General features: G+C 60.9%; 14 protein-coding genes. 10 read left to right on the forward strand and 4 right to left on the reverse strand.

The features are described 5' to 3' along the window. The first annotated feature begins 95 nt into the window (after positions 1–95). On the forward strand, positions 96–2,084 hold the full coding sequence (gene dnaG, locus HCZ30_RS01460) for a DNA primase (protein ID WP_167635985.1): 1,989 nt from the start codon (positions 96–98) through the stop codon (positions 2,082–2,084). A 111-nt stretch (positions 2,085–2,195) separates the two neighbouring features. Further along, positions 2,196–4,190, forward strand: coding sequence for an RNA polymerase sigma factor RpoD (gene rpoD, locus HCZ30_RS01465; protein ID WP_167635986.1), 1,995 nt, complete (start codon positions 2,196–2,198; stop codon positions 4,188–4,190). Positions 4,191–4,229: 39 nt separating this feature from the next. Here the strand turns inward: rpoD and HCZ30_RS01470 are convergent, their stop codons facing one another. Next, positions 4,230–5,072 carry an SDR family oxidoreductase gene (locus HCZ30_RS01470; RefSeq protein WP_167635987.1) on the reverse strand — a complete coding sequence of 281 codons (843 nt, stop codon included), beginning with the start codon at positions 5,070–5,072 and terminating at the stop codon, positions 4,230–4,232. 105 nt (positions 5,073–5,177) lie between these two features. Here HCZ30_RS01470 and HCZ30_RS01475 point away from each other — a divergent pair, with 105 nt between their 5' ends. The 5 genes from HCZ30_RS01475 to ribD all read left to right on the forward strand — a co-directional run bounded on the left by HCZ30_RS01475 (position 5,178) and on the right by ribD (position 8,163). Then, positions 5,178–5,570 (forward strand): winged helix-turn-helix transcriptional regulator, encoded by a 393-nt coding sequence (locus tag HCZ30_RS01475; RefSeq protein WP_167635988.1) that lies wholly within the window; start codon positions 5,178–5,180, stop codon positions 5,568–5,570. A gap of 7 nt (positions 5,571–5,577) precedes the next feature. After that, the gene (locus HCZ30_RS01480; RefSeq protein ID WP_167635989.1) at positions 5,578–6,063 is read left to right on the forward strand and encodes a hypothetical protein; all 486 of its coding nucleotides are present in this window, start codon (positions 5,578–5,580) and stop codon (positions 6,061–6,063) included. Further along, positions 6,063–6,488, forward strand: coding sequence for a secondary thiamine-phosphate synthase enzyme YjbQ (locus HCZ30_RS01485; RefSeq protein WP_167635990.1), 426 nt, complete (start codon positions 6,063–6,065; stop codon positions 6,486–6,488). The genes HCZ30_RS01480 and HCZ30_RS01485 overlap by 1 nt, the downstream gene beginning before the upstream one ends. 116 nt (positions 6,489–6,604) lie before the next feature. Beyond that, positions 6,605–7,072, forward strand: a complete 468-nt coding sequence (nrdR, locus tag HCZ30_RS01490; protein ID WP_167635991.1) for a transcriptional regulator NrdR — start codon at positions 6,605–6,607, stop codon at positions 7,070–7,072. 23 nt (positions 7,073–7,095) lie between these two features. Beyond that, positions 7,096–8,163: a bifunctional diaminohydroxyphosphoribosylaminopyrimidine deaminase/5-amino-6-(5-phosphoribosylamino)uracil reductase RibD gene (ribD, locus tag HCZ30_RS01495; RefSeq protein ID WP_167636253.1), complete on the forward strand. Its 1,068-nt coding sequence runs from the start codon at positions 7,096–7,098 to the stop codon at positions 8,161–8,163. Here ribD and HCZ30_RS01500 read toward each other — a convergent pair. The 3 genes from HCZ30_RS01500 to HCZ30_RS01510 all read right to left on the reverse strand — a co-directional run bounded on the left by HCZ30_RS01500 (position 8,160) and on the right by HCZ30_RS01510 (position 12,725). Next, complete coding sequence (locus HCZ30_RS01500) at positions 8,160–10,148, reverse strand: capsular polysaccharide biosynthesis protein (RefSeq protein WP_167635992.1); 1,989 nt, start codon at positions 10,146–10,148, stop codon at positions 8,160–8,162. The two genes, ribD and HCZ30_RS01500, sit on opposite strands and share 4 nt — an antisense overlap. Further along, the gene (locus tag HCZ30_RS01505) at positions 10,148–11,242 is read right to left on the reverse strand and encodes a polysaccharide biosynthesis/export family protein (protein WP_167635993.1); all 1,095 of its coding nucleotides are present in this window, start codon (positions 11,240–11,242) and stop codon (positions 10,148–10,150) included. The genes HCZ30_RS01500 and HCZ30_RS01505 overlap by 1 nt, the downstream gene beginning before the upstream one ends. A 178-nt stretch (positions 11,243–11,420) precedes the next feature. Further along, the gene (locus HCZ30_RS01510) at positions 11,421–12,725 is read right to left on the reverse strand and encodes a capsule biosynthesis protein (protein WP_167635994.1); all 1,305 of its coding nucleotides are present in this window, start codon (positions 12,723–12,725) and stop codon (positions 11,421–11,423) included. Between the two features lie 118 nt (positions 12,726–12,843). On the opposite strand from HCZ30_RS01510, the gene HCZ30_RS01515 reads away from it, so the two are divergent. The 3 genes from HCZ30_RS01515 to ribB all read left to right on the forward strand — a co-directional run bounded on the left by HCZ30_RS01515 (position 12,844) and on the right by ribB (position 15,223). After that, the gene (locus tag HCZ30_RS01515; protein ID WP_167635995.1) at positions 12,844–13,446 is read left to right on the forward strand and encodes a riboflavin synthase; all 603 of its coding nucleotides are present in this window, start codon (positions 12,844–12,846) and stop codon (positions 13,444–13,446) included. Beyond that, a complete protein-coding gene (locus HCZ30_RS01520) occupies positions 13,446–14,003 on the forward strand; it encodes a hypothetical protein (RefSeq protein WP_167635996.1) in 558 nt (185 codons plus the stop codon). The genes HCZ30_RS01515 and HCZ30_RS01520 overlap by 1 nt, the downstream gene beginning before the upstream one ends. 95 nt (positions 14,004–14,098) lie before the next feature. Continuing rightward, positions 14,099–15,223, forward strand: coding sequence for a 3,4-dihydroxy-2-butanone-4-phosphate synthase (gene ribB / locus HCZ30_RS01525; protein WP_167635997.1), 1,125 nt, complete (start codon positions 14,099–14,101; stop codon positions 15,221–15,223). Positions 15,224–15,226 lie beyond the last annotated feature (3 nt).

The following is a 15,226-nucleotide window of genomic DNA, read 5'->3' on the forward strand; positions in this document are numbered from 1 at the left end:
TGGGGCCGCCACGCGCGGCCCCGACCCGACGAAAACTGAAAAGTTGATTTGGTGGGTTCTGGACACCGCCTGCCGCAGGGCCAATATTGTCCCCTATGAGTCTGCCCCCCGGATTTCTCGACGAATTGCGCACCCGTTTGTCGCTCGCCCAAGTGGTCGGGCGCAAAGTCATGTGGGATCAGCGCAAGTCCAATCAGGGCAAGGGTGACTGGTGGGCACCGTGCCCCTTCCATCAGGAAAAAAGCGCGTCTTTCCATGTGGATGACCGCAAAGGCTATTACTACTGCTTTGGCTGTCAGGCCAAAGGTGACGCCATTTCCTTCGTTCAGGAAAGCGAGAACGTAGGCTTCATGGAGGCGATCAAGATCCTCGCTGCCGAGGCCGGAATGCCGATGCCCGAGCGTGATCCGCAAGCGCAGGCCAAGACCGACCATCGCACCAAACTGGCCGAGGTGATGGAGGAAGCGGTCAAGTTCTTCCGCCTCCAGCTGAAGACTCAAGCCGCAGGGGAGGCGCGTGCCTATCTCGCGCGCCGGGGCCTCCAACCGCAGGCCCTCGATCGCTGGGAAATCGGATTCGCGCCGCAGGGGTGGCAGAACCTTTACGAGGCGATGACGGCCAAGGGCATTCCCGACGATCTGCTGCTGGCCGCTGGCCTGTGCAAGAAGTCGGACAAGAACGACCGCCGCTATGACATCTTCCGCGACCGCATTATGTTCCCCATCCGCGACGGACGGGGCAGGGCCATTGCGTTCGGCGGGCGAGCGATGGACCCGAACGACAACGCCAAGTACCTGAACAGCCCTGAAACGGACCTCTTCGATAAAGGCCGCAACCTGTTCAACGTCCGCAACGCGCGGGAGGCGGCAGGCAAAGGCCAGCCGCTCATCGTCGCCGAAGGCTACATGGACGTCATCGCGCTGTCCGAGGCTGGATTTGGCGCGGCGGTTGCACCTCTCGGGACCGCTGTGACCGACAACCAGCTTCAGATGATGTGGCGCATCTCGCCCGAGCCTGTGATCGCGCTCGACGGTGATAAGGCCGGTCTGCGCGCTGCGATGCGGGTCATCGACCTTGCGCTGCCAATGCTCGAAGCAGGCAAGTCGCTACGGTTTGCCCTGTTCCCTGACGGCATGGACCCTGACGACCTGATCCGCGCAAAAGGGGCGAGCGCCGTGCAAGAGGTGCTCGACGCCGCGATGCCGACCGTGCGACTGATGTGGCAACGCGAGACCGAAGGCAAAGTCTTCGACAGTCCCGAACGCCGCGCTGCGCTGGACAAGATCCTGCGCGAGAAGATCAAACTGATCCGCGATCCGTCACTGCGCCGTCACTACGGCGATGCGATTGCCGAACTTCGCGCCGACCTGTTCCAGACCCGCCGCAACGACACGCCCCGTTTCGACACAGGCGGCGGTGGTGGCCAACGCCGTCAGTGGCAGCCGCGCGGAAAGTTCGCGCCCAGCATGGCGACGGCGGGCACCAAAGCCTCCGAGCTTGCGACCGGAACGGCCGACGAAAACCTCATGCGCGAAACCGTGATCCTCGCGATTTTTGTCGCGAACCTTGATCAGGTAGAGGCGTTCGAGGAGCGTCTGGAGCGGATGGAGTGCTACAATCCGGAAAACGGACGGCTTCGCGATGCACTACTCAGAACCATTGGAGAGCACGAGCCGAAATCGGTGCTCGAAGAACAAATTGGTGTCCATGCCCTTGAAAACCTTATGGGCCAACGCCACATCGCCATCACTCCTGCCATAAGACGTAACGGCGACCGGGATCTGGTCCGCAATTCCTTGATCGAGGAAATGGACAAACTGTTCGCACGCCGTGGTCACGAAATAGAAATGGCTGAGGCTGTAGAAGAGTTCGCGGCCATCGAAGAGGGTGATGAAGGGGTGACGTGGCGCATCGGCAAAGCCGCACTAGCTGTAGATCCTACGACCCGCCGCGAAGTCGAAGATACGACGGAAGTGGTGATCGCGGACAACGGATTGGCATTAAGCAAGGACGAAAGAGACATGTTCCGGAAGCTGATCGAGACACTCGGCACCGGTTCTGAGGGCAAAAAATCCTCTAACTGACACTTATTCACAGTGATTCTCGCCTCAAGAGGTTGCGAATCGCTCGTTCCCAAAGTTGATTCGACCAGATCGAATCATCGAATCACATGGACCCGTTCCAAGGAGCTTTGAATGGCCGCCAAAGATAACGACGACACCAAGGATACCGATCAGGACGCCGATATCACCATGGATGTCAGTCAAGCTGCCGTCAAAAAGATGATCTCGGAAGCGCGCGAGCGTGGCTATATCACTTATGACCAGCTGAACGCAGTCCTCCCGCCGGATCAGGTGTCTTCGGACCAGATCGAGGACGTCATGTCGATGCTCTCCGAAATGGGCATTCAGGTGACCGAAGAGGAAGAGTCCGAAGAAGTCGAAGAGAACCAGGGTTCGACCCAGCTCGTGACCACCAACAGCGGTGGCCGCGATGTTGCGCTGTCCAGCGGCGATACCGAAAAGCTCGACCGCACGGACGACCCCGTTCGCATGTACCTGCGCGAGATGGGCAGCGTAGAGCTGCTGTCGCGTGAAGGCGAAATTGCGATTGCGAAGCGCATCGAAGCCGGCCGCAACACGATGATCCTCGGTCTCTGCGAGAGCCCGCTGACCTTCCAGGCGATCACCATCTGGCGCGACGAACTTCTGTCCGAAGACATTCTGCTGCGCGACGTGATCGACCTCGAAGCGACGTTCGGCAACAGTCTGGACGGCGAAGACGATGATGCCGAACCTGTCGTCGATCCGTCCGCCGCTTCAGCTCCGTCCGCACAGAAGAAAGAAAACGAGCCCGAACTCGACGCCGATGGTAACCCCATCCAGAGCGACGATGACGATGACGATGACGAGCAGGGCAACATGTCCCTTGCCGCGATGGAAGCCGCGCTGAAGCCGCGCGTCCTCGAAACGCTCGAACTCATCGCCCGCGACTTCTACACGCTGTCCGAAATGCAGGACGCCCGTATGTCGGCGACCCTGAACGAGGACAACACGTTCTCGTCCGACGACGAAGCGACCTACCAGAAGCTGCGTTCGGAAATCGTTGAGATGGTGAACTCGCTTCATCTGCACAACAACCGTATCGAAGCGCTGATCGACCAGCTCTACGGCATCAACCGCCGCATCATGTCGATCGACTCGAGCATGGTGAAGCTGGCCGACCAGGCCCGCATCAACCGCCGCGAGTTCATCGAAGCGTACCGCGGTGCCGAACTCGATCCGACCTGGATGGACCGCATGGCCGAAAAGCCGGGCCGTGGTTGGCAGATGTTCTCGGAGAAATTCGAGGACAAGGTCAGCGAACTTCGTTCCGAGATGGCTCAGGTCGGTCAGTACGTCGGCGTCGACATCAGCGAATTCCGCCGCATCGTGCAGCAGGTCCAGAAGGGCGAAAAAGAAGCCCGTCAGGCCAAGAAAGAGATGGTCGAAGCCAACCTGCGCCTCGTTATCTCGATCGCGAAGAAATACACCAACCGTGGCCTACAGTTCCTCGACCTCATTCAGGAAGGTAACATCGGCCTGATGAAGGCGGTCGATAAGTTCGAATACCGCCGCGGTTACAAGTTCTCGACCTACGCGACGTGGTGGATCCGTCAGGCGATCACCCGTTCGATCGCCGACCAGGCCCGCACGATCCGTATTCCGGTCCACATGATCGAAACGATCAACAAGCTGGTCCGTACCGGACGTCAGATGCTGCACGAAATCGGCCGCGAACCGACTCCGGAAGAACTGGCCGAGAAGCTGCAAATGCCGCTCGATAAGGTTCGCAAGGTCATGAAGATCGCGAAAGAGCCGATCTCGCTCGAAACCCCGATCGGGGACGAGGAAGATTCGCAGCTTGGCGATTTCATCGAGGACAAAAACGCGATCCTGCCGCTGGATTCGGCCATTCAGGAAAACCTGAAAGAGACCACGACCCGCGTTCTCGCATCGCTCACCCCGCGCGAAGAGCGCGTTCTGCGTATGCGTTTCGGCATCGGCATGAACACCGACCACACGCTCGAAGAGGTCGGCCAGCAGTTCTCGGTGACACGCGAACGTATCCGCCAGATCGAAGCCAAGGCATTGCGGAAACTCAAGCATCCGAGCCGCTCGCGCAAACTGCGCAGCTTCCTCGACCAATAACGAAAACGCCCCCGATTTCGGGGGCGTTTCTTTTTGCGCTTACAGCATTTCTGCCAGCTTCGTGGTCGGGCGGCCAATCAGCGACGAAAGCGTCTTGCTGTCATCGAACAGCCAGCCGTCGGCGGCTTTCGCGTCACTATCTGCAAGCATCGCGGCAAGGCCCTCGGGCAGTCCTGCGCCAAGCAGCGCGCCTCTGAAGTCCTCTTCGGGCATATCAATATAGGTGACTTCGGTGCCTTTGGCTTCGGTCACCGCAGCTGCGTAGTCGGCAAGGGTGAAGCCTTCGTCGCCGGCCAGTTCATAGACATGACCCTCGTGACCGGTTCCCGTCAGCACAGCAACCGCAGCCTCGGCAAAGTCCTGACGGCTGGCAGCGGCAAACTTGCCCTCACCGGCTGCGCCGAAGTGTTTACCCATCGACACGTCCTGATCGACGGTCATCACGATGTTTTCGAGATACCAGCCATTGCGGAGCAGGGCGTAAGGAATGCCGCTTTCTTCGAGGTTTTTCTCGGTCGCGAGGTGTTCGACGGCCAGACCCATCGGCGATTTGTCCGCCTGAAGGATGGAGGTGTAGGCGATGAATTTCACACCCGCCTGCTTGGCAGCGTTGATCACGTGAAGGTGCTGTTCGCTCCGCTTGCCGACTTCGGAGCCCGAGATCAGAAGCAGGCGGTCTACGCCTTCGAATGCCTCGAACATGGTTTCCGGCTTGTCGTAGTCGCCGTAACGGGCGTCGAAGCCTTGCTCTTTGAACTCGTTCAGCGCGGCCTCGGAACGGACCATCACGGCGATATCGGCGGCGGGAACTGATTTGGCGAGTTCGGCAACAACCTTGCGGCCGAGTTGGCCCGATGCGCCAGTCACAAGATACTTGGTCATATTAAACTCCGGTTTAGAATCGTGTATAGGTCTCATTTAGAGACCGTTGCTGGCTTCCGTAAGGAGGCAGTATTTCCGCACAAGGTTACACAGAGGTACCCTGCCATGCCCGATACCGCGATTGATCCCGATTTTGGCTTCACGTCCGATGAGCTTGATCCGGAGAAATGTCCGGTGCGTCAGGTGCTCGCTCAGGTCGGAGGCAAGTGGACGGTGCTGATCCTCGAGTTGCTTCAGCATGGACCGCGCAGGTTCAACGCGCTGGGCCGCGCGATCCCTGATATCTCCAAGCGGATGCTGACGCAGACGCTCCGCGATCTCGAACGGGACGGGCTGGTGTCGCGGGAGGTGTTCCCGACCAAGCCCCCATCCGTACAGTACGCGCTGACCCCATTGGGGGTTGATTTGATGAAGGCAATGGGTGGACTGTTGGACTGGGCGTGGACCAACTTCGACAAGGTCAAAACGGCCCGCGATGTTTATGACGCAACCCCGTAGGTGACCCATGCGCATTCTGTTAGCCGCCGTTCTGCTTTTCCCGATGGCCGCAAAGGCGGACACTGCCGAAAGCATGTTCACCTGCACCTTCAGGGGCGGCGACAAGGTCGTACAGGTTTACACCGTCGGCGAACTTGCGGGCTATGCCTACGGCCCGCAGCATGGCAATCCCGAGATGTCGCTTGTCCAACATGCGCTCGACGTCAATTTGCAGCCGTGGACCGGCATCGGGCGGTATGAGAGCGAGAGCGTGACCTTCCTTAATGTGGACACCAGCTACACAGTATGGTGGTCGATCGACAAAATGGACATGTCCGGCGTGGCAGAGGGCGGCATTACGGTCGCGCAGGGCGACAATGTGTTGGCCGACCTGACCTGTGATAAGGGCTCGGTCCTGACCAACACTTTCTATCCATTGATGAATTTGCGCGAAGACCTCGGCCTCCTCTGGTGTATAACGAGCCAGACTTGGGCTGCGAACTGCAAGGGCTGATGCACACAACTTTCCGGATTTCGACGCGGGGCGCGGGCCTCTATGAATTCACGCGCGACGTGACCCGTTGGGCCAGCGGCACCGGAGCAGACGAAGGTCTGCTGACGCTGTTCGTGCAGCACACGTCTTGTTCGCTGCTCATTCAGGAAAACGCCGACCCCGAAGTGCAAGTGGATATGCGCGAATATTTCCACCGCCTCGTGCCGCCGACCACCGATCCGTCGATGTCCTACCTGACCCACACCTACGAGGGGCCGGACGACATGCCTGCGCATATCAAGGCCGCGATGCTCCCCATTTCGCTGAGCATTCCGTTGATCGACGGGCAGCTTGCGCTCGGCACGTGGCAGGGCATCTACCTGTTCGAACATCGGTCGCGTCCGCACAATCGCAACGTCGTCGCGCAGTTGATGGTGAGTCCGTAGAGTCACAACATCATGTGACTTTCAGAATGGCCTATCCAAATCTAGCGAGACGCCATATGGTGCCTGTGGATATCCGGTGCATAACTCCGGACCGTACGGTGAGAGGGACCTAGCCGATGCGTTGCCCGTTCTGCGGAAATGTCGATACGCAAGTCAAAGACTCCAGACCAGCCGAGGACCACGTCGCGATCCGTCGCCGTCGTTTCTGTCCTGCGTGCGGTGGACGTTTCACGACCTACGAGCGTGTTCAGCTCCGCGATCTCGTGGTGATCAAGACCAACGGTCGCCGCGAGGATTTCGACCGCGACAAGCTTGAACGCTCGATCCGCATCGCCGTGCAGAAGCGTCCGATCGAACCCGAACGTCTGGACCAGATGATCTCCGGCATCGTGCGCCGTCTGGAAAGCACAGGCGACACCGACATTCCGTCGCGCAGCATCGGCGAGATCGTGATGGAGAGCCTCGCGCGTATCGACACAGTCGCCTATGTCCGTTTCGCCAGCGTTTATAAGAACTTCCAAGCTGCCGATGACTTCGACAAGTTCATCGACGAGCTGCGACCGTCGAGCAAGACCGACCAGTGAGCCTGACCTCCGACGACCGCTTCATGGCGCTCGCGCTGTCTTTGGGGCGGCGCGGGATGGGGCGTGTCTGGCCGAACCCGGCGGTTGGCTGCGTGATCGTCAAGGATGGCATCATTGTGGGACGCGCACGCACTGCGGACGGCGGGCGCCCTCATGCGGAGCCTCAGGCGCTCGAACAAGCGGGCGAGCGGGCGCGCGGCGCGACGGCCTATGTCAGTCTGGAACCTTGCGCGCACTACGGACAGACGCCGCCCTGTGCGAAGACGTTGGTCGAGGCAGGTGTCGCGCGCGTTGTGATCGCTTGCACCGACCCTGATCCGCGTGTCGCAGGGCAGGGGATAAAAATCCTCCAAGATGCGGGTATCGAAGTTCTCGTCGGTGTCCGCGAAGCCGAGGCGCAGCGTGATCATGCAGGGTTTTTCTCGCGCATTGGGGTCAAGCGTCCTTGGGTGACGCTGAAGCTTGCCTGCACGCTTGATGGCCGTATCGCGACGGCGACCGGCGAGAGCAAATGGATCACCGGACCCGAGGCGCGCCGCCTCGTTCACGCGCAGCGCGCCAAACATGACGCTGTGATGGTGGGCGCCGGAACGGTCCGCGCGGACGATCCGTCATTGACCGTCCGCGATATGGGCGTGACCCGCCAGCCCGTCCGCGTCGTCGTGTCCCGCCGTTTGGACCTGCCTGCGGATTGCATTCTGACACGCACTGCGAACGAAGTTCCTGTCTGGCTATGCCACGGCGAGGACGCGGGCAATCGCCTGAACCCGTGGGCCGAGGCAGGCGTCGTTGGCATCTCCTGCAAGGTCGAGCAGGGCCAGATTTCGGTGGTCTCCGCGCTTGAAGGGTTGGCCGAAAAGGGTCTGACCCGTGTGTTCTGCGAAGGCGGCGGCACGCTCGCCGCGTCGCTGCTGCTGAACGATGTGGTGGACGAGTTGATCGTCTTCTCGGCGGGCATGGGTATCGGCGCGGAAGGCATGCCCGCGCTGGCCGCGATGGGCATCGACGCGCTGAGCGAAGCGCCGCGTTTCAACCTGACCGAAGTCACGCAGGTTGGCCGCGATATCTGTAGCCGCTGGAGCCGCCGCTAACGCCAGAGATAGGCGAAGCTGGCAAAGACGCCCTGCAATTTCGCTAGCGCCTTCAGCGAGCTTTTCTGAGGGCCAAGTTCGCCACTCGTGAGCCGCTCGACGATCACCTCGACAGGGCATGGCTGGCCGGTGACCGGATCGAAATAGCGCGGATAGGCGATCAGGCAGCAATGCGCGAGCGTCTCGATATCCGGCTTTGCGGTGCGGCGAGGATGGGGCGCAGCATCGTTTGTCAGCCCCCAGCCCGCATAGAACGGCTGCCCGAGGCAGGTGACCTTTTTGCCACGTAGCAAAGCCTCGAACCCGATGGTGGAGGTAATGGTCCAGACCTCGTCAACCGCATTTAGCGCCGCGTCAGCACTCACACCCGAAAGCACCGCGTCCGCCCACTGCATCGGGTTCTCGACAGCGCCGATACGCAGGCCCGCTTCGACGTCGGGGTGGGGTTTGTAGAGGATCACCGCATCCGGATTGGCCGCCCGCGTTACCGCCAATAGATCGGCATTTGTGCGAATGTCAGCCGCACCAAGCTGGATCGAGGCATCGTCCTCGACTTGTCCGGGGACAAGAATGCGCCGACCTTCGGGAAGGTCCGGCAGTCCCGCGCCATCGAGGTTATATTTGCTCAGACCACCAGTCGTCAGGCTGCGTATCAGGTCCTCCACGCGGCGGTGCTCGGTCTGCGTGAGGCTCGCGGTATTGATGAGGTGTTCAAGGTCGGACAGGCGCGATGGATCGTAATAAATCCCGCGTGTATCCAGCGCGAGGCTCATCGGCGGCACCAAGTCAGCGCCAAGCCCGCGAGATCGCAGGAAGCCGTCCTCGACCCGTACCGCACCTTCGGGCCCGTCCTTCAGGCCCCACACCATATGGCGGCGATCAGGCGCAGCCTTTCCGAACACCAGCGGTTTGTAGCGGCCAAATGCCTTCTGCATCGAACCGCGTTTCCACAGGCGCATACCATGGGCACTCCACCCGCGATGGTCTTCGCGCCACGCACGGACTTCGGCTTCAAGGATCGAGACGGCGCGCTCGAAGCTGCACAGCTTGTCCTGAAACGGATCGTACCAGACGGGCGCGAGGATCATGGCAGCGGCAAAGAGCTGCGCGCGGGTCAGTTTGCGCTGCCTTCGATCAATCGGCATACGGTCGTCGGTGAGGCCCCAACCCGCATAGAACGGCTGGCCGAAAACCACGGGGCGGTGACCTGCGAGGATCGCGTCAAAGCCCATTTGGGACGACACGGTATAGACCGCCGTCGCGCCTTCCAGAAGATGCCACGGGGACACAGGATCGCTCAGGAATTCGAAATGCCCGTCACCGTCTTGATAGTGCCCTTCGCGGTGGCCTGCGGCAGTTTCGGGGTGGGTTTTGACGATGATGCGTGCGTGGGGGTGCTCCTCTCGCGCGAAAAACAGCATCTCCAGAAAACGGTTACGGTCGGCGCGGCTCGCTTTCACCGATGCATCGCCGGCGGTCTGGTCGATCACCAGCACATAGCCGGGTTCAGGCACTGCGGTGTCTGGGTCGAAGGCGCTGTACTTGGACAGATGCGCGGCCCTGAGGCGCTTGATCCCGTCTTTTGCGCGGGTGAGCAGGGCGGTGTCATCAAGCGGATGTTCGATCAACAGCTCTTCGAGCCGCGACTTCTTCGACGCGTCGAAATGGACGCCGCGGTCGTCGATCAGCAGGCCCAACGGCGGTTCGCCATCGCGGCCGGGCTTTACGGAGCGTAGGAATGCGTCCTCGACGCGGACCACTTCGCTGTTGGTGTAGTTCGCAACGGCCTCGCCGCGCGGCGACGTCGGCGACTGGCCCCAAACACCGACTAGATCACCTTCGGACGGCTTGCCGAGGCTGATGTCATATCCCGACAGTTCCAAGATGCGCCGGATGCGGCGCTGGGTCAGGAAACCGCCGTTGTAAACGTAAAGCCGCCGCGGGGCTGTCCCTGCGGCGGCCGGAATCCACTCTGGTAGATCCATTAGTTGCCAGCGATATCGGTCGCTGCGGTGGCCGCGTTGAGCGAGCCGGTCGCGGCTGCGACAACTTTGTTGAACTGGACGAATGGCGCTTCGGTCACGTAGATTGTGTCGCCGTCACGTACCGCAAAATCACGCGCCATGAACATGCCGTTCGGGCGGGTGAGGTCAAGGATGTAGACGACACGCTGCGTTCCAATGAGGTCGGTGCGGTCCAGAAGCTGGTTCGCGATCTCTGCCGGTTCGTTGCGGAACACAAAGACGCCGGTGGGGTCGGCGACAGCGGACAGAAGGCCGCCAACGGTCGCGAGCGCCTCTATGGCCGAAATCGACTTGGTCTCGAACGGAATGCGGTTCTGGGCACCGGTCGCGCCGAGCGCGGTGAACGTACGGCTGTCCTCTTTGACCATGATGCGGTCGCCCGCGCGGAGGGCGATGTCGCCCTGCGGATTGTCGTAGAGGTCCTCGTACCAGATCGTGCCGGTGGTGTTGCCGCGCACGACGGTCACCTGCGCGATTTCGGGCGGGATCACGACGCCGCCTGCCTGCGCGAGCATCGACGACAGGGTGCGGGTCGGGCGTTCGATTGGGTAGACGCCTTGCGCGCCGACACCGCCCGAGACGCTGACGGTCGAGCCGTCACCTGCGAGGCGGCGCACCTGAACCTGCGGGGCAGGGGTTTGGTCTTCGAGCTTGCTGGTGATGATCTGGCGGAGGCCCTCGGGCGTGTTGCCCGCCGCACGGATGCGGCCTGCGTAAGGCACGAAGATGAAGCCGGAACCGTCGACCTGCACTTCGTTCAGGACGGTCGCGGGCTGGCCGGTCGGGACCAGCAAACCGTCGTCGACGTTTTCCCAAACCGTGAGGCCAAGAATGTCGCCCGGCTGGATGGTGTCAGAGCCGAGGACGCCAGCGTTGTTGAAGGTTGCCGAGAAGCCGAGAGCGGGCGAAACACTTGCGATGCGGTTTACGCGGTCATCGACGATCAGCACGAAAGCGTCGCCTTCGCGCAGAACGGAACCTGCGAAAATCTCGTTCTTGTTCGGACCCGAACGGGGCAGACCACAGGATGCCAACAATGCAACTGCGGCCAGCATTGCCGCGCCTCTGGCCAGGCGCAAACTTAGAGTGGTCACTGCTCGGTCTCCTCGACCTGTTATTATTTGCCTCACATTTTAGTGTGACGGTAACGAAATTCACCTAAAAAATAAAGGACTACCATTCGGTCGCGGCATGAGTGTGCGATTGCGCCGAAAACCTGATCGTTCTCTCGTGTCAGCTGACGATGCGCAGGGCCTGACGGGGCGCGATCTTTCCCGACTTGAGTGCGTCATAGGGATCTTCATCGTCAAGCATCATGTCGACCACCTGCCGAAGAAGCTGACGGCGGCCGCGCGACGAATAGAAACCGCCGGGGATCTGGCTGGTTTCAAGCAGGAAGCGGCGGTAATCGCGGTAGGCGCGGTTATCGGGGCGGCCGGGTTGTTCGAAGAACTTGGGCAGCGGCAGGGTCGAAACGAACTCCGGCTTGTCATAGACCGCGCTGCCGAAAACCTTGAGCGGGATAGAGCGCCACAGGACTTGCTGCGCGGCGGTGGAGTTCACGGTGACAGCCGTCCGCGCATGGTCCAGAAGGCGCGCAAGTTTGCCGCCGCGGATGTAATGAACGCGGCTCGAAACGCCGTGCTCTTTCGCGATGCGGGCAATGTTCGCGCGGGTCGGGGAGCGATCGTTTTCAAGCGGGTGGGCTTTGAAAACGAGGTGATGGTGGGACGCGGCGCCCTTCGCAAAGCCGGAAATGACAAGCTCCAGAAACTCCTCCATCCGCTCGAAAGGCGAATGTTTGAGGAAGCTGGAATCGTGTTCGAGCTGGAGCAGCACGAGGTGATACGGGAAGCCGCCCATCCGCACGCGCATGGTCGCCAGCATACGGTCGAGCGCGATGTAAGGCATCAGCAGCAGACGCTTGGTATAAAGCGTGGCCTCTTTCGCGACCGGCAATTCGCGGTGTGGCTGGAAGTTCTTGAACTGGCGGTTCCGGAACATGACGAACCAGTGGTAAACCGCGCCGTAGAACACGTGCTGACGCATGTCGCCCCAGCGTGCAGGCGGCTCCGGCACGTCGAGGTCGGACAGAGCAAGCGCGGCCCGCATGTCGTCGATACTCATGTCCATAAGGCGGGAGTGCCCGTTGGTGCCGCCGCGCTCATAGGTGACCCAATAGGGGCGCATATAGCCTTCTTCGAAGACGTGTACGGTCAGCCCCTTGGCGCGCGCGATCTCGACCGCGCTGGCGTGGATCGGGCGGGTGTCGCCATAAAGGACGATATCCGTAATGCCCTTTTCCGCGACCAGATCTTCGAAGGTTTCGGGCCATTCTTCGGGCGAGCGGGTGAAGGGGATGAAGCCGCTGTCACGGAACGAAAACGCACGGTCGCCAGCGTTGAAGCCGACGCGCGACACCTTCGCCCCCGCGTTGCGGAGCATCTGCCCCAAGCGGTGGAAGAAAGGCCCGTGCGGCCCTTGCAGAAAAAGGAAGTGGCGTTCGGATTTACTCGGCACGTTTTCGTATAAACTCATTGCAGTTGCCGAAACTTTAACCTGCGAAACGATCGGAAATAAGATCAAAATTGGGCTTTGCCTTGCCCATGTTGCGTAAGGTGGCTACCTGTTTGGACAAATCAGCAGGAGTTTCGCGATGTTCACCGGCATCATCACCGACGTAGGCAAAATTCTCGAAGTCGAGCAGCGCGGTGATCTGCGCGCCCGTATCGGCACGGAATACGATGTGGACGGCATCGATATCGGTGCCTCGATCGCGTGTGACGGCTGCTGCCTGACGGTCATCGCGCTGGGCACAGAGCCGCAGAACTGGTTCGACGTCGAGATCAGTGCCGAGAGCATCTCAAAGACCAATATCGGTCAGAATATGTGGCACGTCGGCAAGCGCCTGAACCTCGAGCGCGCGCTGAAGGTCGGTGACGAGCTTGGCGGTCACATCGTCTCGGGTCACGTCGACGGCGTTGCAGAGCTGATCGAGCTGAGAGACGAGGGCGACAGCACCCGCATGACGTTCCGCGCGCCGGACGAGCTGGCGAAATTCATCGCGCCGAAAGGCTCGGTCGCGCTGAACGGCACCTCGCTGACCGTGAACGAAGTCAACGGCGCGACCTTTGGTATCAATGTCATCCCGCACACCAAAACCGTGACGACTTGGGGCGATGTAAAGGTCGGCGATCCGATCAACCTCGAAATCGACACGATGGCCCGCTACGTGGCCCGCCTGCGTGAGTGGGGCTAATGGCCAGCATCGGGCATAACGGCGGACCTGCCATCGGCTCGACCGGATGGCAGAGGTTCGCATGGCAGAAAGCCCGCACCGACCTGCTGCCGACGCTGCCCATCGAAGTGGTGCGCCTGCGCGTGAACCGCGCGAAGGAGCTGGGCCTGCCGTACAAAACCTACGCCAGCGTCCGCGCTGCGACGGGGCATGACCTAATCGGTTTCCTGTTCTCCAGCAACGCGCTGCGTTTGTTCAAAGAGGCCAAACTGGCCGAAGAGCAGGCGCAGAAGCTCGCGGCGATCAAAGCCGACCGCAATGCGATCGTCCATCGTCCGCTCTCGCCCGAGGTTGTGGCGCAACTGGACGGGATCGACTCGGCCCATGCGGCGCCGCTGTTTACTTCGAAGTGGACCGACATGCGCGACGATCTTCGTGCTATGGTGCAATCGCGCAAGGGTTCTGCCGATCGCTTCATGCTGATCGGTGAGGGCACAATCGAGCGCGAGTGGGTTGCCGCGGGTCAACTGGCCGGTTTCATGAGTGGCGAGGCTTACTTCGCACAGGCTCAGGGCTGAAACTTCGGCGCGACACATAGCCCGAACGTCGCGTCCGTACTTTTATTGCGAGGATGCCTGCCTTATCTGCAAGGCATCTGACTGCGGGGAATACAATGACTGCCGAATTCGAGAACGCCGGACCTGTCGAACGCGAACTGCGTGATGCCATCAGCCCGATCGAGGAGATCATCTCGGAGGCCCGCAACGGCCGCATGTTCATCCTCGTTGACCATGAAGACCGCGAGAACGAAGGCGATTTCGTCATTCCCGCGCAGATGTGTACGCCCGATGCGATCAACTTCATGGCCACCCACGGGCGCGGCTTGATCTGCCTGACCATGAGCGGCCAGCGTATCGACCAGCTTGGCCTGCCGCTGATGGCCTCGACCAACTCCTCCCGCCACGAGACCGCTTTCACCGTGTCCATTGAGGCTCGCGAAGGTGTTTCGACCGGTATCTCCGCTGCCGACCGTGCTCACACCGTTGCTGTAGCTATCGACGGCAACAAGGGTGCGCAGGACATCGCGACGCCCGGTCATATCTTCCCGCTGCGCGCCCGCGATGGCGGCGTTCTGGTTCGCGCCGGCCATACCGAAGCCGCGACCGACATCGCCCGTCTGGCGGGCCTTATCCCCGCAGGTGTGATCTGCGAGATCATGAAGGAAGACGGCGACATGGCCCGTCTGCCGGACCTCGTTGCGATTGCCAAGCAGCATAACCTCAAGATCGGTACCATCAGCGACCTGATCGCCTACCGGCGCCGTCACGATAACCTCGTGCGGATCAAGGAAGAGACCACCATCACCTCCGAATATGGCGGCGAATGGCAGATGCGGATCTATTCCGACGAAACCCACGGCGCAGAGCACATCGCGCTGATCAAGGGCGACGTGACCACCGACAAACCCGCGTTGGTGCGGATGCACTCGTTCGATCCGCTGCTCGACATGGTCGGGACGGGAGAAACGGGGCGCGCCTTTGAATTCTCGCGCTCGATGAAGTTGATCGCGCAAGAGGGCAGCGGTGTGGTAGTCCTGCTTCGCGATACCGACATGCAGATCGCGACCGGAGACAACGTGTCGCCCAAAACGCTCCGCCAATACGGCGTTGGCGCACAAATCCTGTCCTCGCTCGGACTGTCTGAAATCACCCTGCTGACCAACTCGCCCGCGCCGAAAGTGATCGGTCTGGACGCCTACGGGCTCGAGATCGTCGGCACTCGTCCCATTACGGAGTAAACC

The sequence above is a fragment of the Marivivens donghaensis genome, from assembly GCF_011806565.1.
Lineage (GTDB): Bacteria > Pseudomonadota > Alphaproteobacteria > Rhodobacterales > Rhodobacteraceae > Marivivens > Marivivens donghaensis_A.